Annotated in this window: 15 protein-coding genes, 2 tRNA genes and 2 pseudogenes; 7 read left to right on the top strand and 12 right to left on the bottom strand. The window is 64.7% G+C overall.

Annotation, left to right across the window (positions count from 1 at the left end):
- The 11 genes and pseudogenes from VI08_RS19425 to VI08_RS19375 all read right to left on the bottom strand — a co-directional run.
- A partial coding sequence (locus VI08_RS19425; protein ID WP_045831292.1) for a type IV secretion system protein occupies positions 1-544 on the bottom strand: 544 nt, incomplete at its 3' end.
- Between the two features lie 65 nt (positions 545-609).
- Entirely contained in the window at positions 610-1,395 is a 786-nt protein-coding gene (locus VI08_RS19420) for a hypothetical protein (RefSeq protein ID WP_045831291.1), read from the bottom strand.
- A 37-nt stretch (positions 1,396-1,432) separates the two neighbouring features.
- The gene (locus tag VI08_RS19415; protein ID WP_045831296.1) at positions 1,433-3,898 is read right to left on the bottom strand and encodes a VirB4 family type IV secretion/conjugal transfer ATPase; all 2,466 of its coding nucleotides are present in this window, start codon (positions 3,896-3,898) and stop codon (positions 1,433-1,435) included.
- Positions 3,899-3,964: 66 nt separating this feature from the next.
- A complete protein-coding gene (locus tag VI08_RS19410) occupies positions 3,965-4,276 on the bottom strand; it encodes a type IV secretion system protein VirB3 (RefSeq protein WP_045831290.1) in 312 nt (103 codons plus the stop codon).
- On the bottom strand, positions 4,269-4,700 hold the full coding sequence (locus tag VI08_RS19405; protein WP_045831289.1) for a TrbC/VirB2 family protein: 432 nt from the start codon (positions 4,698-4,700) through the stop codon (positions 4,269-4,271). Before VI08_RS19405 ends, VI08_RS19410 begins: the two co-directional genes overlap by 8 nt.
- 811 nt (positions 4,701-5,511) lie before the next feature.
- Positions 5,512-5,910: pseudogene (locus VI08_RS22315) on the bottom strand (lytic transglycosylase domain-containing protein); the annotation flags it as partial.
- 56 nt (positions 5,911-5,966) lie between these two features.
- On the bottom strand, positions 5,967-7,004 hold the full coding sequence (gene virB11 / locus VI08_RS19395) for a P-type DNA transfer ATPase VirB11 (RefSeq protein ID WP_045831288.1): 1,038 nt from the start codon (positions 7,002-7,004) through the stop codon (positions 5,967-5,969).
- A gap of 7 nt (positions 7,005-7,011) precedes the next feature.
- A complete protein-coding gene (locus VI08_RS19390) occupies positions 7,012-8,313 on the bottom strand; it encodes a TrbI/VirB10 family protein (protein ID WP_045831287.1) in 1,302 nt (433 codons plus the stop codon).
- Positions 8,310-9,104 (bottom strand): TrbG/VirB9 family P-type conjugative transfer protein, encoded by a 795-nt coding sequence (locus tag VI08_RS19385; RefSeq protein ID WP_428992169.1) that lies wholly within the window; start codon positions 9,102-9,104, stop codon positions 8,310-8,312. The genes VI08_RS19390 and VI08_RS19385 overlap by 4 nt, the downstream gene beginning before the upstream one ends.
- 17 nt (positions 9,105-9,121) lie before the next feature.
- Positions 9,122-10,207 (bottom strand): virB8 family protein, encoded by a 1,086-nt coding sequence (locus tag VI08_RS19380; RefSeq protein WP_084621628.1) that lies wholly within the window; start codon positions 10,205-10,207, stop codon positions 9,122-9,124.
- 119 nt (positions 10,208-10,326) lie between these two features.
- Positions 10,327-10,698 (bottom strand): annotated as a pseudogene (locus VI08_RS19375) (hypothetical protein); the annotation flags it as partial.
- A gap of 1,015 nt (positions 10,699-11,713) precedes the next feature.
- On the opposite strand from VI08_RS19375, the gene VI08_RS19370 reads away from it, so the two are divergent.
- The 6 genes from VI08_RS19370 to VI08_RS19345 all read left to right on the top strand — a co-directional run bounded on the left by VI08_RS19370 (position 11,714) and on the right by VI08_RS19345 (position 17,205).
- Entirely contained in the window at positions 11,714-12,226 is a 513-nt protein-coding gene (locus VI08_RS19370; RefSeq protein WP_045831285.1) for a CinA family protein, read from the top strand.
- Positions 12,227-12,324: 98 nt separating this feature from the next.
- Positions 12,325-13,368 carry a recombinase RecA gene (gene recA / locus VI08_RS19365; protein ID WP_045831284.1) on the top strand — a complete coding sequence of 348 codons (1,044 nt, stop codon included), beginning with the start codon at positions 12,325-12,327 and terminating at the stop codon, positions 13,366-13,368.
- A complete protein-coding gene (locus VI08_RS19360; RefSeq protein WP_045831283.1) occupies positions 13,349-13,837 on the top strand; it encodes a regulatory protein RecX in 489 nt (162 codons plus the stop codon). Before recA ends, VI08_RS19360 begins: the two co-directional genes overlap by 20 nt.
- A gap of 68 nt (positions 13,838-13,905) precedes the next feature.
- A complete protein-coding gene (gene alaS, locus VI08_RS19355) occupies positions 13,906-16,539 on the top strand; it encodes an alanine--tRNA ligase (protein WP_045831282.1) in 2,634 nt (877 codons plus the stop codon).
- Positions 16,540-16,839: 300 nt separating this feature from the next.
- Positions 16,840-17,037 (top strand): carbon storage regulator CsrA, encoded by a 198-nt coding sequence (csrA, locus tag VI08_RS19350; RefSeq protein ID WP_045831281.1) that lies wholly within the window; start codon positions 16,840-16,842, stop codon positions 17,035-17,037.
- Between the two features lie 75 nt (positions 17,038-17,112).
- Positions 17,113-17,205, top strand: a tRNA-Ser gene (locus tag VI08_RS19345).
- Between the two features lie 144 nt (positions 17,206-17,349).
- Here VI08_RS19345 and VI08_RS19340 read toward each other — a convergent pair.
- Positions 17,350-17,426: transfer RNA gene (locus VI08_RS19340), tRNA-Pro, on the bottom strand.
- A 150-nt stretch (positions 17,427-17,576) separates the two neighbouring features.
- Between VI08_RS19340 and hisS the strand changes: the two genes are divergently transcribed.
- Positions 17,577-18,965, top strand: a complete 1,389-nt coding sequence (hisS, locus tag VI08_RS19335; protein ID WP_045831280.1) for a histidine--tRNA ligase — start codon at positions 17,577-17,579, stop codon at positions 18,963-18,965.
- The last annotated feature ends 103 nt before the right edge of the window (positions 18,966-19,068 follow it).

Raw genomic sequence — 19,068 nt, 5'->3', positions numbered from 1 at the left:
ACAGGGCCATCGCGAACTTATAGAGAAGGAGCATGGCGCCAGCGGCCATCGGCGGCGACGAGGCGCCCGCGCCGGCGATGAGCATGGCGCGGGCCTTGTCGCCCTGGAGCTCGCCATCGTCGTTCACGACCTTCACCGCATCGATGGCCGCCATGGCCAGCTGGGTGTAGGCAAGGTTCTCGTCGATCGCATCCGCCGTCGTCTTGTTGTCTTCGCCGGTGAACATGTAGTGCACGTGCCGGTCGAGGTCCTTCGTCAGGAAATCCGACAGGTTGGTGTTGCCAATGGCCATGGCCGTGGCGGCCGAGACGATGACGACGATGCGGCCGAGGTTGATGACGACCTCCATCAGCGGTTCGCGCGAGCGGCCGGTCATGACCCGGAAGCCCTGGATAAGGATGTAGATGGTCACGAGGATGAGCGCGAAGGTCGCCGCCCAGGTCATGAAGCGGTGCATGACCTCGAGGCCAAACTTGTCGATCTTGTCTTCGAGGTAGTTGTAGATAAGTTTGAAGAATACGTAATCGGCAATACTGGGCTGCATATCTCTCTAGTCCCTGGCCATGTGGCGCGGTGGCAATCGGCTTTGGCGGTCTTCCGTGGCCAGTATCAGTTGCCTACTTTCAATGCGGTTTCGAGGATCGCGGCGTTGATGACCGTACCCAGGACTTCCGTCTTGCCGTTCATCATCTGGCGCCCCAACATGCCCTGCTTATCCTGCAGCGCGGCGATCTGCGCCGCCAGTTGCTCGTCCGTGGTTTTCCAGGAGTCGCGTGCCTGGGCCACGTTGACGCTGAACCGCCCGGTGTCTTCCTGCAGTGCCTGGGTCTTGCCCGGTGAGGTACCCACTAGGTTGAGGCGCATGCTGGCGAGCTTCGAAAGCGTGTCGGTCTGCTTGGTGACCTGGTTGAGGTAATCGACGGTGTTGTTGTACCGCTGGTTCTTTGTGCGGCGGATCATCACGCAAACGGCATTCTGCTGCGATGCGATATCACCGGTCAGGTTGCCCACCACCGACGTGAGCGCCGATGTGATGTCACCACTCAACAGGGATGTGCTGGCGCCGGGGCATGCTTCAGTAACGCCAAAGTCGTCGGAAACCTTCTTGAACTGCTGCTGGGTGCGCAGCAAATCGAACTGCAGGCTTTGCAGGGCGGTCAGGTTGTCCTGCCAGAACTGGACCTGGTCCCTGTAATGCTGTGCGGTTTCCAGCCAGCGCTGCAGCTGGTTCGCGTATTCCTCAACGCTCTTTGCGATGGCGACTGGGTCTTCGACGATCCACTGCGCCCGGCTGGGCATCGCGTAGAAGCCCGCGGCAACGGTCAGGCCAAGGGCGACCAGGGCTTTGCAGGCCTGGTGGGCGAGGGGGCGGCGCTTGGTGGTGTACTTGTTCATGTTACTTATCCGATGCGAAGGGCCATGGGGCTGGCGATCAGGCGGCACGTCGGGACGAATTAGGGGTGGGGCGGGGCGACGGATTTCCTTTTCCGCTTCCCTTCCGGTTGTCGTAGAACATCTGCAGCCACTGCTCAGGGCGCAGGTCGTTCGGCGAAACGCCTTCGGCCTCGGCACGTACCTGCAATACCTCGTGCATGATCTCGATGTTGTCCGTGGAGGCGGAGATGACCGCGAGGGCATCGTCCATGCCACGCAGGTTGAGCTGGCACACCGCAGAGGCATGGCCCTGCTTCACGAGGAAGCAGCGCGAGCGCTCGTCGAGGCTCACCACCACCTGGTATTCGGCTTCGGTGAGCTTCAGGCCATCGACGTAATCCTCGCGGCTCGCGTTCGGGTTCGGCAGCAGCACCATGGTGGCCGTCTGCTCGATGAGCGCGGAGGCGATATCGCTGGCCAGGGCATCTTCCGGGCTCTGGGTGGCGAAGATGCCCATGCCGTTCTGCTTACGAATGGTCTTCTGCTTGTTCTTGGCGAATTCCTTGAGGCCACCCTTGCCGTCGAGGATCTTCCAGAACTCGTCCATCACGTAGATGAGGCGGCGGCCGTCGATCAGGGCCTCGAGGCGGTGCAGCAGGTAGTTGATGACCGGCACGCGCACTTCGGGGTTATCGATGATGTCCGTGTAGTCAAAGCCGATGATATTGGCCTTCGTCAGGTCCACCGTGTCGTGTGGGTTGTCGAATACCCACCCCAGTGAGTTGCCGGCGGTCCATTTGCGCATGCGCACGAAGAGGCCGTCATCGCCCAGGTTCGGCAGGCTCTTCTGGAAGTTCGTCATGTTGCGCAGGTGCATCGGCGTGTCGAGCATGTTGTCGACGGCGCGGAAGATGTCTTCCTCCTCCCGTGAGCTGTACACGCTCTTGCCCGCGAGCACCTTGATGAGATCGGCCAGGAACTGCACGTTTTCTTCGTTGCGCTCGCAATGGAACGGGTTGAAGCCGGTGGGCTTGCCGTTCTCCAGGGCGAGGTAATTGCCGCCGCACGCACGCACGAAAATCTCGGCGCCGCGATCCTTGTCGAAGAAGAAGATGGTCGGCGCCGGGTCGAGCTTCTGCACCTGGCTCAGCAGGAAGTTGATGAGCGCGGTCTTACCGGTACCCGACTTACCGATCACCATGGTGTTGGCGATGGCCTTTTCACCCAGCGAGTTTTCGGCGGGGTGGGTGGCGTGGAAGTTGAAGTAGTACGGCTGGCCGTTGGTGGTCTGCAGCGTGGTGACGCAGGCGCCCCACGGGTTGTTTTCCTTCTTGCCCGTGGCGAAGTTGTGCAGGGGCGATAGCCCCAGGAAGTTCAGCGAGCTGACGTTGGCCAGGCGCGTGCGGTACTTCCAGTTACCCGGGAACTGGGCATAGAAGGCGGCCGTGACGGCGAGGTCTTCCTTGACGGTTACGAAGCCGGCGTTGGAGAGTTCGGCGCGCGTGGAGGCGATCTGGTGCGACAGGGCCTCCTGGCTCGGCGCGAACACGGCGATCGTGAAATGGTACTCGCCCAGCACGAAATTGCCGGAGGCCAGCTGGTCCATCGCGTGGTCCAGCTCGATGATCTGGCTTACGGCCTTGTCGCCGGACGACACCATCATGCCCTTGGTGCGCTCCAGCGCGCGCAGGGCATCCTGGCGGCCCATGGGCGTGAACGAATGGGTCACGACGTATTCGAAATCGAGGAACTTCAGCCCGTTGAGGATGCCGGGATAGGTGCCGTCCACATATTCCTTGAGGTTGAGGATGGCGCCGAAGTGGTTCTTGCCATCGGGCGCGGTTAAGACGAAATCGCCGGTCTTGGCCGAGAAACGCTGGCGGCTCACGGGCAGGTAATCGTAGATAGGTGCCTTCAGCACGGGCACCGGCTCGTCCACTCGATTGAGGATGTAGCCGAAGAGCTCCAGCACTTCGGAGAACACGATGCCGTTGGGCGCCTCGTACATGCCGAGGCGGGTAGGGGCGTAGTCCTTGAGCACGGCCTCAATGTTGCCTGCGAGTTCGAGCACGGTGGCGATGGCCTGGGCCTGCTCGGCCTCGAGGCGCTGCACGTCGGAGGATTTCTCCGCGAAGCGCTTACCGTGGACGATCGGGCGGTACATCATCGTCAGGTAAAGCTCGTTTTGCATGAGCTTCTGCGAGGTCAGCGCATCGAAGTAGGCGTTGGAGAGGTCTTGGTTGAAGGCCTGGCCGAATTTCGACTTGTCGCGGATGCCGCGGCGGCGGCGGATGTCATGCACCCAGAACGCCACGTTGGTGTAATCGGGCGCACGCAGCGTCTGCAGCATGCGGTTGAAGGAATTGTGGCGGTGTTCCAGTTCCCACTCTTCGCGGCCGACGAACGGCAGCCCGCTGAGGCGCCAGGTCAGCAGGAAGTCGCCACCCGTCGTCTTCACCACCGAAGGCGAGACGTGGGCGGAGAGCGTGATGTGCGTGGAGATGGGCGCGTCGGGTGTGAACATGGTGGTCATGGCCGTTGGAGCTGTAGAGGCCCCGGCGTGCGTGCACGCCGGGGCGCCTGTCCTTACTTACTTTCGCTTGTCCTTCGATGGATCGCGGTAGCTGTTCGGCGTGAATACCCACATCCCGTCATGCTGCGGCACGTTCCTTACACGGGTCTTGAACTGCAGGCGCAGGCCAAGCAGCCGGAAGATCATCTCGTCGCGGCGCGCCATCTGGCGCATCACGAAGACCACGCAGGGAATGAGCAGCAGGTACCAGAAGTTGAAGTACATCGCCAGGAGCAGCCCCGTGCCCGTGCCCATGAAAAACGGCACGTAGGGCACGCCCATGAACATGGGCGGGCGGGTGCAGCCCCGGAACAGCGGGTTCTTATGCATGGATCTGCAGCAGGTGCACGGCGGTGTTGATGGCGTCCATCAGGAAGCCACCGCTGCTGGAGGTGCATGCGGTGGCGCCGTTGCCGCCACCGTTGCCGCCGACGACCATCTTGGCCACCTGGGCGGCGGCGCCGATGAGTACGCCGCCGATGAGGGCAGGGGCCACGTCGGCGATGCGCTTGTGGGCGAACGCGATCTGGTAGCCGGAGAAAATGACGGCGATGGTCACCACCACGATGGACGCGGCGTTGAGCAGCGAGTTGATGTTCTGGAAGAAGCCGCACACCTTGGTGCCCGTGTCGCCGATCTGCGCAAAGGCGAGGCTCGGGATCAGGAGGGCGGTGAACAGGGCGGCGAGGCCGACGGCGTTCTTCACCGGGTTCTTGCTCTTGGCGATAACCTTGGACAGGGCAGGCAGGGCCATCTCGTGTTTCCTTTCTACTGGGGTGGTCTTGGTTTTCCGGTGGTCGGGTGCCACCGGGCTAGGGTTGGCCCGAAGGCCTGCATGGCGGGCAGCACTGCCCGATATGCGAAAACGTGCGCACCGCGTGCGCTCAGAAGACGAAGGCGCCATCGCCACCTCCGTTGCGTGTGTCGGCAGGGTCGCGCGCCGGCATCTGCGGCGCCGTCGGCGCCTGCATGGGCTGCCCCTGCATGGGCACGGCCTGCATAGGCGCGGCTTGCGGCGGGTCGTTCGGGCCACGTACCTGCGGCTCGAACACGCTGTTGTCCTGCTGCGCAGGCGAGCTGCCGTTCGGGTTGGCCGAGACGCCGATCTGCGACATCACGGCGGCGGTACCCGGATCGGTCACGATCCGGCCCGGCTGCGGATTACTGTTGCCCTGGGGTAGCCGTGGGCCCACCTGGCGCATCATCGCGGCGGTGGCCGGGTCGGTCGGGATGCGGCCGGGCGGGGGCGGCGGGCCCTCGTCGAGTACTGGGTTGCCGTAGCCATTGCCGTAACCGTTGGGCAGATTCCCCGGGATGCTCCCGGGTACGTTCGGCAGATCCTGCGGCGAGGCGGCCTGCGGCGGTGCTTCGGACGCCATGGCTGGCGAAACGAAGGCAGAGGCCGCTGCATCCAGCACGCTGCGCATGGCGACGCGGTACGCCGGGCTGTCGGTAGTCACGCCCGTGACGCCCTTGCCCACGCTGACCACGCGCACGGGGGTGGCGGTCGCGCGCTGCAATGGGATGGCCGTGGCGCCGGCCAGGCTGCTCTTCGCGATGGATTCGTAGATGCGCTGCACGTAGCCGTCGCGGTAGCCGGTGGTGAAGTTGCCCGAGTAGTAGCAGCTGAATGCCTTGCCCCAGTCCTTGCTCGCGCTGGCATAGCACTGCGCGAGGATGCGCGACCCGGCGCGGAGGTTCGGGCACACGTCAAAGGCCTTTTCGTAGCTGTCGAGGCCGTACTTGCCGAGGTTCGAGCGGTTCACCTGCGCGACGCCAAGCGAGTAGTTGTAGCCTTTTTGTTCGAGCATCTGCACCGTGGCCACGGCTTCGCCGAGGTTCTGCGGCTGGCGCACGAGCTGGCCACCCACCACGCCGATGGCGTAGGGGTTGCGGCTGGATTCGACGTTGACGACGTGCTGCATCACCTCGGCCGGCACGGCAAGGTTCTGGCAACCCATCATTTCAAGTCCTGGTAGCACCTTTACAGCTCCTGTCTCATGACCGATGTTCTGGAGTGTTACCCCCCGTCCGCGCCCAACGCGCGAGCCGGGTTGAAATCGATACCGGTGATGTAGCGCCGGCCCGCATGCGCCTTGATGTGCACCACGATGTCGATGGTGAGCATCAGGAGCCGTTTGATCGTGCTGAACTCGAGCCCCGCGCCTTCCGTCGAGGCCTTCACCATCAGCGCCAGCTGGTCCCAGGTCTGCTCCACGCTGCCGGCATGGCAGCTTGTGATCGAACCCGGGTGGCCGGAGGCGCAATTACGGATGAAGTAGAACGATTCGTCACCGCGCAGCTCGGCCAGGATGATCCTGTCCGGCTTCATGCGCAGGCAGGCCTCCATGCAGCTCTTGGCGGTGACGTTGGCGGCGCTCTGGCCGCCCTTGGAATAGAGCAGGTGCACGACATTGGGCTGGTCGATGAACAGCTCGCGGGCATCCTCGATGGTGACCAGGCGTTCATCCGCCGGGATGTGATGCACCAGCGATTTCATGAACGTGGTCTTGCCGCTGCCGGTGGCGCCGGCCACGACGATGTTCTTCTTGTTGAGCACGGCGTGGCGGAAAAAATCCGCGTAGCGGCGCTCGGCGCGTAGTTCCAGCAGTTCCTTGTCGGCCTGGCTGATGCTGTTGGCACCCTCCAGGATCTCGTCGAAGAAGCCATCGTCGCTGTACTGGGCGAGCGTTCGTGTCTGCTTCGAGGGGAGGCGGATGGTGATCGACACCCGGCCGGCCTCACAGGCGGGCGGGATGACGAACTGCGCACGCTGCCCGGTCGGGAAGGTGAGCGACACTACGGGGTCGAGATCGGTGATGCGCTGGCCCGTGTTGCTTTCGTTGACCACGGCCGTGCAGAACTGGCGCGCCCGCTCGAAGGTGAGCGAGGGCACTTCCACCCGCTGCCAGCCGCCACGGCGCTCGAGGTAGAGCTCGCCGGGGCGGTTGATGCAGATTTCGGTGACGTCCGGCTCGGCAAGGAAATCCTTCACCCCCAGCACTTCGTACTGGTAGTCGAGGAAGTCGTTGCCGACGGCGGCCAGTGCGCTTTCCATGCGTGCCTCAGTACCGTGCCACGACGCCAGCGAAGTCGACGTCCTTGGCCACGTAGATGGCGAGGACAGTGCCCTGGTTGATCGTGACGGTGGCCGGGCGGTTGGCCTGGCGGCGGACCGCCTGGTTGGCCAGCTGCTGGATCGTTTCGGCCGTGTTGCTCTCGAACGGGCTCTGCGTCACGACGCCATTGCTGATCTCGGTCTGGCGCGGCCCGTTCTTGGCAGCCTCGTACTTGAACGCATCGCTGAGCAGGCTGATCAGCAGGGCCGCGCCGATTCGGCTGCCCCAGTGGGCGTTGTACATGCCGGGGTGGCCGGCGGCGCCCAGCGTATCGACGCCGGGGCTGGCCATGTTCACGTCGATGCCAGTGGGGGTAACGATGCGGTCCCAGATGACGGCAACGCGCGGGCCGCTCGGCTCCATCTCGTATTTGCCCAGCACCTTCGAGCCCTTCGGCAGCAGCAGGCGCTTGCCGGTGAACGAATACACGGGCTCGGTCACCACGCAGGACGTGAAGCCCGGCATGTCGGTGATGATGCGCGTCTCAAGCACGCAGCGGATGAACGTGCCACGCAGCATCAGGGTATCCGGGTGCTGCAGCGGCGAGGCGCTGGAGACGTCCGGTAGATCCTTGCCGTTGTAGGCGATGTTGTCGCTGGCGCTATACGCGTTGCGGTAGGGCTGGCCGGGCATGCCGGGCACGCTGGCCATACCGCCCATGGGGCCACCCATGCCGCCCATGCCACCGCCAGGCGGGGCGTTGGGGGCGAGCTGGGCCTGGCCGCTGTCGCCCACGGCCTGGATACCGGCGCCGTTGTTGGCGGCGGCGATGCGACGCTCGAGCAGGGTGGGGATGTGCGGGCCCGGGGCCGCCTGCGGCGGCGGCATCGGCGGCAGTTCCGGCCGCGCTTCCTGCGGCGGTAGCGCGGGTGCCAGCTGGATCGGCTGGGCTTGCGGCGGCTGCGGCTGCGGCGTGACGTTCGGCGCATCGGGCACCGTCACTGTCTCTTCCTTGGGCTTGGCCACCGGCGTGCTGTTGTTGCCGCTGCTGCTGAAGAGCCAGAACGCCACGACCACGAGCAGCAGCACGATGCCGGCCAGCAGGCCGAGCGCACTGCGGTTCATGCGTCGCAGGTCGTTGGAGGTGAGCTGCGGCGCGGCGCTGTCGAGGTCCGGCGGCGGGGCCTGGCGCTGCTGGTTCGAGTACGGGTTGCCGGCCAGCGGATCGCGCTGGTCGCCACGGTTCTCGTTCGGCGCATGGCCGCGGTTGGACTCGTCGTCCGGGGTGTAAGGCGTGTTCGGGCTCACTTCTTGGTGTTCCTTCGCAGACCCACGACGTTGTCGTCGTGACGAATAACCAGGTAGGGGTACGTGCCGTGGACAACGATGGTGTTGCCTTCCACGGTCGTGTTCACCACCGAGTCGTCTCCGTGTTCCTTTTCGCGCATGTAGACCGTCGGGAAGTTACCCGTCGGGAACTGCTTGAGGTCCGGCATCTTGATGTAGGTGAAGCGGCCGTCGTCGTAGACATTGACGGGCACGAGCCATTTGGCGGTGCGGCGCGTTTTCGAAAAGTCGTAATCGAAGTTGTAGTCGCGGCCTTTTACCAGCTCGGTATCGAGCATGGGCGCTTCTTCCACCTTCTTCGATTCGGCCATGAAGCTCGTATCGGAGGGGTAGGTGAACACCACCTTGTACTGGACGCCCGCGCGACGTGCCTGGTCCAGCGTCTTCCAGTCGGTGGCGACGACCTTCAACTCGAAGATGTAGGAGTGCGTGGCGGTACGGATCATCATGTTCGTATCCACGTCAACGTTTTTCGGCTTGACGTAGAACACGTTGTCACGACGCGTGAGGTCCCAGCCGGCGCTGAAGCCCGTGCTGTAATCCAGGATCTTCTCGTTCGGGCTGAGTTCGATCTGCGTGGTGATGCCCAGGCCGGTGCGGATCGTGAAGATGCGATCGGGCTGGAACTCGTAGGACTGCACGGCCGGGTTGGACGTGAGCGAAGGTGAAGGGACGGCTTCGGCCGGCGTCTCTGCACGCGCGGCGGGGAACGCCACGGCGAGGGCGAGGCCGAGCGAGCAGGCCAGGCTCAGCTTGCTGGAGTGGTTCATCAACGGCGCCCTCCATTGGCGGCGCTTCGGTTCGCGGGAGATGCCGCGGCAGCGGCGGGCTGCCTTGCCGCGCCCGCACCGGCCGCAGGCGGCTGGGCAGGGTACGTGGCTTCGGTCGGGATGGTGGATGGCGGGATGCCATTGGCCGGGGCGAGCGGAATCGGTGCGGCGCCTGCCCCTGGCGGCGGGTACTGCGACACACCCGGCTGCGTTTGCGGCTGGGCCGGCGGCACGGCACCCGGGGCGCCGTAGGCCGGCTGCCCGGCAGCGGTGGGGCCGGGCGCATCCGCTGCCTGTGCGGCACCCACGGGGGCCGGCTGGCCAGCTGCGCCAGCCGGTGCGGTGACCGGCACCTCCGGCGGGGGCGCATTACCGTAATCGTTATCGACGCGGTAGCTCGAGACCTGGAAGCCCAGCGGGTTCTCGATGCGGTTCTGGTCGTCCATGCGCAGGTTCGGCTTGTACGAGAACGCCATGGTGGCGATCTTGCTATCGAGCAGATAGCTCGAACCGTTGTTCTTGTCGTACACGCTGCGCTGGAAGCGGACGGTGGCCCCCGTGGGCGTCTGCCCCGGCACGCCATTCAGCACGATGCTGAGGATCTTGATGCGGATGGCGTGCGCCTTGCCGTACACCTTGAAGGGGGCCTGGGGGTTCCCATCCGCATGCAGGTCGAGGTACGGCTGGGCGACATCGGGCGACGACATCGTGAGCACCGTCGGCCAGTCGCGCAGGTTGCTGATCGCGAGGTCGTACGACTCGCGGGCAATGATGAAGTGCGCGATGTTGCTGCGGTTCACCGCTTCGCTACTGGTGATCTGGCGATTGACCAGGTCATCGGTGAGGCGCGCGACCGAAGCCGTGCCGGAGTACGGATCGGCGAGGACGATGAAGGGGACTTTTTCCTTCAGCGGCAGCATGTAGAAGTAGCCGCCTGCGAGGATCACCGACACGATGCACGAGCAGATGGCGACGGTCCACGCGCGCTTTTCGGCGCGGCGAGCGTTGTCCGAAAGCGTGACCTCGAAGTTCACGCCCTGCTGGACGGCTTCGTCGATCTTCGGGGAGTTCTTTTTCCTGAGCATGGGCGTGTCCGCGCTCACTTGCTGTCGGTGACGGCGACATGCTCTGCGGCGGAGGCCGGTCGGGCCCCCGTGGCAGGCACGGCGGCCGACGGCGCGGCTGGCGGCGCGGTGATGTTGCTCACCTCGTCGACGACGAGATCGGGGCCGCTCACCGTGACCGCCACGCCTTGGGGGGCATAGATCGAACTCAGCTGCGAAGCCGCGTCGCGCAGCTCGGAGGTGTGGATTGCCGTTGCCGACTTGGTCAACGTGAAATCCGACCGCAGTTTGTACTGCAGCTTCATGCCGTTATCGGTGGTCCACCGGGTGAGCATCGTCTTCAGCGTGCCGTCCATCGGCGCCGCGTAGTACGTGTACGGCACCGCGAGCGGGATCTCGGTGGTCTTGTCCTCGAAGTGGTTCACCGGCTTCCAGGAACCGCCGAAGTCGCGCGCGGGCGGGGTTCCGCAACCCGTAAGGGCTGACGAAAGCACCGTAATGATGCCAATCAGGACGAGGTTGGTCTGGCGTGTTTTCACGTTTCGCTCGTAACTTGTTGAAAATCAGTAACAATTCTCATAAGGCGGACACGATGATCCGCCCGCGTCGGGCCACGGCCCAGCAGGTGCAGTTAGTGCGTAATCGGCAGCTGAGCGCCCTGGGGTGCACGAAAACGTGCACTCGCCGGGGAGCGTGGCTTGGTTGGGGGCGGCGAAACGTCGAGCCGTACCCCTGGTTGTCCGTACCTGCGCGCGGGCCTGGTGCCCGGCGCCTTATGCAAGCTTTCCATTCAAACTTCCTGTTCCGGGCGATGCTGCCGCCCTGCCAATCGATGTACCGAAGTGGCACCTGCGCGCTGCGGGAGCCAGGATGTCGGGTGACATCGGCTCATCGCAGGGTGGCGCAGGTAATCCCCCTGTATCGCTGCGACTCGTGGAATCGCGTCAAAAATTTAACCTAAGAATGAACAAATGGCCAGAACATTCATGTGGTCATATCGCGACGCAATTCACGGAAAAAACACGGTAAACATGGTTACAGCGGCAACCATGCGCTACCGTACGTTCATTAAACCACAAATTGCACGACGAGAAGTTGACAGCGGCAAATACTGCCGATGACGCATGTCATTTGATGCTGTTCTGGTGAATTTGCCACTTTAAGGTGGTGACTCGCGGGCTCCCACCGAAACGCCCGCTTGAGGCGATGCTCAACCGGTGAGTGCCGAACGCGGCGTGACAGGTTTCGACCGGTGATCGTGCCAGCCCGCGGTCGCCGCGGTGGGGATGCCTGGTGCAACTGAACATCCATGCCATGTTCTCCTCGTGCCGCGTCGTGGAACCTGCTGCGAGTCCATCCCGTTGGCGAGACGTCGACCACAACGTGCGAAAAGGAACTGTGAAGGACTCACCGGGGTTGCGCAATCGGTGCATGCCTCGACTTTGCGTAGGGGAACCCTGATTCCCGACATCGACACATCGGGCGGGGAAGGGTAGAACTCCTCCCTTTACCGTCAGGATCCGTTCGATGGCTTCCCTTCCCCCATCCCCCACCGATGCCGCGCTGATGGCCCTCGCCGAGCAAGTGGCCAGGGCCGCGATCGAGAAGCGGGTCATGGTCGCCACCGCCGAGTCGTGCACGGGCGGCTGGATCTCGAAGTCGCTCACCGACCTGGCCGGCAGCTCGGCCTGGTTCGAGGCGGGCGTCGTCACCTATAGCTATAGCGCCAAGGAAGCCCTGCTCGGGGTTAACCCGCGCACGCTCGAGCGGACGGGCGCCGTGAGCGAGGAGACCGTGCTCGAGATGGTGTCGGGCGCGCTGGCGCGCTACGGCGCCGGCGTGGCCGTCGCGGTCACCGGCATCGCCGGCCCGTCGGGCGGCACGCCAGGGAAACCTGTCGGCACCGTATGGATCGGCTGGAAGCGACGCGGGGGCTACGCCCACGCGGAAATGTTCCATTTCGCCGGTGATCGCGAGGCAGTTCGCCGACAGACAGTGGCTGCCGCACTTGCTGGAATAGTCACCGAGCTGAACGGGTAGACCGCTCGGCTGTGGCAAAATCGCCGCTTGTCGGATCGCAGTCCCTGAGACCCCGCTCCGGCAAGATACCTACCTACACAAGCACACCGGAAACTACGATGGACGACAATAAGCGCAAGGCGCTGGCAAGTGCCCTCGGCCAGATCGAAAAGCAGTTCGGCAAGGGTGCGGTCATGCGTCTTGGCGATCGCGTCGACGACCAGATCGACACCGTCTCCACCGGCTCGCTGGGCCTGGACATCGCCCTCGGCATCGGCGGCCTGCCGCGCGGCCGTATCGTTGAAATCTACGGCCCGGAATCGTCGGGCAAGACGACCCTCACCCTGCAGGCCATCGCGTCGTGCCAGCGCAACGGCGGCACCGCCGCGTTCGTCGACGCCGAGCACGCACTCGACCCCACCTATGCCGAGAAGCTCGGCGTCAACGTGGCCGATCTGCTCGTCAGCCAGCCCGATACCGGCGAGCAGGCGCTCGAAATCGCCGACATGCTCGTGCGCTCCGGCGCGGTCGACATGGTGGTGGTCGACTCGGTCGCGGCGCTCACACCCAAGGCCGAAATCGAAGGCGAGATGGGTGATTCCCACGTCGGCCTGCACGCCCGCCTGATGAGCCAGGCGCTGCGCAAGCTCACGGCCAACATCAAGAAGTCGAACTGCCTGGTCATCTTCATCAACCAGATCCGCATGAAGATCGGCGTCATGTTCGGCAGTCCGGAAACCACCACCGGCGGCAACGCGCTCAAGTTCTACGCCTCGGTGCGCCTCGACATCCGCCGCATCGGCGCGGTGAAGAAGGGCGAGGAAGTCATCGGTTCGGAAACCCGCGTCAAGGTGGTGAAGAACAAGGTGGCACCGCCGTTCCGCCAGACCGAGTTCGAGATCCTCTACGGCGAGGGCACCTCGCGCGAGGGCGAGATCATCGAGCTGGGCGTGCGCGAGAACCTCATCGACAAGTCGGGCGCCTGGTACAGCTACAAGGGCGATCGCATCGGCCAGGGCAAGGAAAACGTCCGCCAGTTCCTGCGCGATAACCCGGCCATCGCCAACGAGGTCGATGCCGAGCTCCGCGCCCGCCTCCTCGTCAAGCCGGGTTCGGGCGCCGCCAAGGCCGATGCCGAGCAGGATGAGGTCGAAGAAGCGTGATCCCGGTGCGGGCCCGGCCCGCACCGCGTACGACAAGGCGCTGGGCCTGCTGGCCCGGCGCGAACACTCCCGCCGTGAGCTCCAGCAGAAGCTGGGGCGCGGCGGGTATTCGCGTGACGAAACCTCCGATGCCGTCGGGCGCCTGGGCGACCAGGGCTACCAGGACGACACCCGGTTCGCCGAGTCCTTGCTGCGCAGCCGCGTGGGGCAGGGCTATGGGCCGGCCCGCATCCGCGCCGAGCTGCGCAGCCAGGGCATCCCCGATGCCACGGTGCGTTCCCTCATCGCATCCGCGGACGTGGATTGGGACGACCTGGCCGCCCACCAGCTGCGCCGGCGCTACGGTTCGCCCACCGCCGACCCGGCGGAACGCCAGAAACGGGCACAGTTCCTCTTGCGTCGCGGCTTCGCCGCCGCCACAGTACGTGGTCTAACCCACGCCGATGCGGAAGACCCCGACGACGACTGAAGGCACCGAGCCTTGATCCGATCTGGGAGCCTTTCGCGATCCTCGCAGCCTCCCAGCCACGATTGCTCATGAAAACCGCCGACATCCGTTCGACCTTCCTGGATTTCTTCCGTTCCAAGGACCACACCATCGTGCCCTCGGCATCGCTGGTGCCGTCGAACGACCCCACGCTGCTGTTCACCAATTCGGGCATGGTCCCGTTCAAGAACGTGTTCCTCGGCAGCGAAAAGCCCGGTTACGTCCGTGCAGCCGACGTCCAGCGCTGCCTGCGCGCCGGCGGCAAGCACAACGACCTCGACCAGGTGGGCTACACGGCCCGCCACCACACCTTCTTCGAGATGCTGGGCAACTGGTCGTTCGGTGATTACTTCAAGCGCGACGCCATCCGCTACGCGTGGCAGCTGCTCACCGAGGTGTACAAGCTGCCGGCCGATCGCCTCTGGGTCACCGTCTACCACACCGACGACGAAGCCTACGCGCTGTGGAACAACGAAGTGGGCGTGCCGGCCGAGCGCATCGTGCGCATCGGCGATAACAAGGGTGCCCCGTTCGCGTCCGATAACTTCTGGCAGATGGCCGATACCGGCCCCTGCGGCCCTTGCACGGAAATCTTCTTCGACCACGGCCCGGGCGTGGCCGGTGGCCCGCCGGGCTCGCCCGACGAAGACGGCGACCGCTACATCGAAATCTGGAACCTCGTCTTCATGCAGTTCGACCGCGCGCCCGATGGCACGCTGAGCCCGCTGCCCGCGCCCTGCGTCGACACCGGCATGGGCCTGGAGCGCCTCGCGGCCGTGCTGCAGCACGTGCATTCGAACTACGAAATCGACCTGTTCGCCCACCTCATCCAGGAGGCCTCGCGCCTCACCGGCACGGCGGATATCGGCAACAAGTCGCTGCGCGTGATCGCCGACCACATCCGTGCCGCCTCGTTCCTCATCGTCGATGGCGTGCTGCCGTCGAACGAGGGCCGTGGCTACGTGCTCCGCCGCATCATCCGCCGCGCGCTGCGCCATGGCTGGATGCTGGGCGTGCGTGGCGACTTCTTCTGGAAGATGGTCGCGCCGCTCGTCGCCGAGATGGGCGAGGCCTACCCGGAGCTGGCGGCGAAGCAGGCCTTCGTCGAGCAGGCCCTGAAGACGGAAGAAGAGCGCTTCGGCGAGACGCTGGAGAACGGCATGCGCCTGTTCGACGACGTGGCCTCGCGCTCGGGCAAGATCATCCCGGGTGCCGACGCCTTCCGCCTTTACGATACCTACGGCTTCCCCGTCGACCTCACCGCCGACATCGCGCGCGAGCGTGACATGACGGTGGACATGGAGGGCTTCGAGCGCGCCATGGGCGAGCAGCGTGCCCGTGCACGCGCCGCCAGCAACTTCTCCACCAAGGCCAAGCTGCCGGCGGACGTCGCCAGCGCGCTGCAGCCCACGGTGTTCACCGGCTACGAGTCGCTTGACCTGGCCGATGCCAGGATTGTCGCCATCGTGCGTGACGGCAAGGCCGTCGACCAGCTCGCCGATGGCGAGGAGGGCTTCCTCCTGCTCGACCGCACGCCGTTCTACGCGGAGTCGGGTGGCCAAGTGGGCGACACGGGCATGCTGAGCAACCCGTCGGGTGCGCTCGCGGTGGAAGATACGCAAAAGGTGGGCGGCGCGTTCTTCGCCCACTTCGGCACGTGGCAGGGTTCGGCCCCGCTGCTGAAGGGTGCCGTGGTGGGTGCATCGGTCGATGGTGCCCAGCGCCAGGCCACGGTGCTGAACCACTCGGCCACGCACCTGCTGCACGCCGCGCTGCGTACCGTGCTTGGCGACCACGTGGCACAGAAGGGCTCCCTGGTGGCGCCCGAGCGCCTGCGTTTCGATTTTTCGCACTTCAAGGCCGTCACGGCCGAGGAGCTGGCCGAAGTGGAGCGCATGGTGAACGACGAGGTGCGCCGCAACGCATCCGCCGAGGTCCACCACATGGGTTACGACGAAGCCATCGAATTTGGTGCCATGGCACTTTTCGGCGAGAAGTACGGCGCCGAGGTGCGTGTGCTGAAGATGGGCGATTTCTCCACCGAGCTCTGTGGTGGCACCCACGTCTCGCGCACGGGTGACATCGGCCTGTTTAAGATCGTCTCCGAATCGGGCGTCGCGTCCGGCGTGCGCCGCATCGAGGCGGTTACCGGCGCGGGCGCCATGGCGCGCGTGGCCGACGAGGAGCGCATCCTCGGCGAAGTGGCCGGGCTGCTCGCGGCCACCGGCGACGACGTCATCGAGAAGCTTCGCCAGCTGTTCGACAAGCAGAAGAAACTCGAAAAAGAGGTTGAATCCTTCAAGGCCAAGGCGGCCAGCTCGGCGTCGGCCGACCTTGCCGAATCGGCTACCGATATCGCGGGCATCAAGGTCGTCGCGGCACGCCTCGAAGGCCTCGACGCCAAGTCGCTCCGCGACAGCCTGGACGTGCTGAAACAGAAGCTCGGCGATTGCGCCGTCATCCTCGCGGGCGCGGCCGAGGGCCGCGTGTCGCTGGTGGCGGGCGTCGGCGGCGCGGCCCTGGGCCGGGTCAAGGCGGGCGATCTCGTGGCCGAGGTGGCCTCCCGGATCGACGGCAAGGGCGGTGGCCGCCCGGACATGGCGCAGGGCGGTGGCGTCGATTCGCCCGAGCTGCCCGGCATCCTGGCCGGCATTCCTGCCTGGGTGGAATCAAGGCTTCGCTGAACAAACCCCCGCCAGGGTATCGACGGGGTGCCGTAAAGGCGCCCCGGTACACGGTTTAAGCGGCCCGTGCGTTGCGCCAGCCCGTTTGGCTCAGCTAGTATCATATGAATGTCGGAGCGCATCTTTCGGCATCGATCAGTCGGGTCGACGTAGGCAGGACAGCTAGTCAGCGACACGCACTTAAATAGCCGGGCAAGGCTGTTCGGCCTTCGATGGTCGAAACGTCGATCCATTGGCGACAAGACTCGGGGTGAGTTGTCGTTGGTGGGGAAGCCAATACGATTTTATGGAGTATCAATCATGCTGATTCTGACCCGCCGGGTCGGTGAAACCCTGATGATCGGTGACGAGGTGACGGTCACTGTTCTGGGTGTCAAAGGTAACCAGGTGCGCATTGGTATCAACGCGCCGAAGAATGTCGCGGTCCACCGCGAAGAGATTTACCAGCGCATCAAGAACGAGAACGACCCTGCCGGCCATCCGGGCGACGACCAGTAAAAAGCTTTACGGGCGAAGCAAGGGCAAGTATCCTTGCTGGCTCGTTCGGGCACCTGCCTAGCGAACGATCAAAATGGAGAGTTGCCCGAGAGGCCGAAGGGGCTCCCCTGCTAAGGGAGTATAGGGTCAAAAGCCTTATCGAGGGTTCGAATCCCTCACTCTCCGCCAGTTACGCAAAACGCCCCGCAAGGGGCGTTTTGCGTTTCCACACCCACTGACTGTGGGAGCGCGCTTGCGCGCGATGCTCTTCCAAAAACCAAAAGCCAAAAACAAAAACACCGGCACAAAGGCCGGTGTTCTCGATGAATCAATTGGTCGGGGAGACAGGATTCGAACCTGCGACTTCTACGTCCCGAACGTAGCGCTCTACCAGGCTGAGCTACACCCCGACGGGAGCCGCGTATATTAGCCATGAACCCGGGGCATGGCAACAGGTTGTGCCACTTTTTTTACAAGGCGCCCGCAGGGCCGTCCATGGCCATCTGCTACTCTATGGGGCTGCCGCACGGCGGCCTACGTACAGCCCCAAGAGGAATTGCATGGCACTCACCCCGGCCCGCACGATGCCTGGTGTCCTCGAGCTCCTGCCGCTCGACCAGATCGCGTTCCAGCGCATGCTGGATACCATCCGCCGCAACTACGAGCGGTTCGGTTTCCTGCCCATCGAAACGCCGGTGATCGAGCATAGCGAGGTGCTGCTGACCAAGACCGGCGGCGAGACCGAGCGCCAGGTGTATTTCGTGCAGTCCACCGGCGCGCTCAACGCGGCCGACAAGGAGCCGGGTGGCGTGCCCGAGCTGGCCCTGCGCTTCGACCTCACCGTGCCGCTCGCGCGCTATGTCGCCGAGCATGAGCACGACCTCAGCTTCCCGTTCCGCCGCTACCAGATGCAGCGCGTGTACCGCGGCGAGCGCGCCCAGCGCGGGCGCTTCCGCGAGTTCTACCAGTGCGACATCGACGTCATCGGCAAGGACAGCCTCTCGGTGCGCTACGACGCCGAGATCCCGGCCGTTATCTACAGCGTCTTCCGCGAACTCAACATCGGCGCGTTCACCATCCAGCTCAACAACCGCAAGCTCATGCGCGGGTATTTCGAGAACTTGGGCGTGGCCGATGCCGAGCAGCAGATGCTGGTGCTGCGCGAAGTGGACAAGCTCGACAAGCGCGGCCCGGATTACGTGCGTGACACGCTCATGGGCGAGGCGTTTGGCCTGTCCGCCGACGCCACCGCCAAGATCCTCGACTTCGTGCAGGTGCGCTCCACGTCGGTGGCCGATGCGTTCGCGAAGCTCGATGCGCTGGGCAGCGGCTCCGAGACCTTCGAGCAGGGCAGGGCGGAGCTGAAGGAAGTGCTGGCGCTCATCCGCGACTACGGTGTGCCCGAGGCCTTCTTTGCGCTGAACCTTTCCATCGCGCGCGGCCTCGACTACTACACGGGCACCGTGTACGAGACCACGCTGAACGACCACCCCGGCATCGGTTCCATCTGCTCGGGCGGCCGCTACGAAAACCTCGCCGGCCAGTACACCAAATCGCACCTGCCGGGCGTGGGCATCTCCATTGGCCTCACGCGCCTGTACTGGCAGCTGCGCGACGCCGGCCTCGTCTCCACCGCGCAGAGCACGGTGGACGTGCTGGTGACGCAGATGGATGCGGCCCAGCTGCCGGCCTACCTCGCCGTGGCCAACGAGCTGCGCGCCGCCGGCATCGCCACCGAAGTGGTGCTCGAAGGCGGCAAGCTCGGCAAGCAGTTCAAGTACGCCGACCGCGCGGGCATCCGCTTCGTCATCGTGCTGGGCGAGGACGAAATCGCCAAGGGCGTCGTCACCGTCAAGGATTTGCGCCGCGAAGACCAGTTCGAAGTCACGCGCGCCGACCTGGTGAAAACGCTCCGCGTCGAACTGGCCCAGGCGGAGATCGGCCGCTAAGCCCAGGCCCCTGTGGGAGCGCGCTTGCGCGCGATGTACTTGCCGCAAGCTCCATCGCGCGCAAGCGCGCTCCTACAAGAAAAATGAAGCCATTGGTTCAGAC

Source organism: Luteibacter yeojuensis (assembly GCF_000964085.1).
In the GTDB taxonomy this organism is placed as follows: Bacteria; Pseudomonadota; Gammaproteobacteria; order Xanthomonadales; family Rhodanobacteraceae; genus Luteibacter; species Luteibacter yeojuensis_A.
This window is presented reverse-complemented; position numbering and strand designations above follow the sequence as displayed.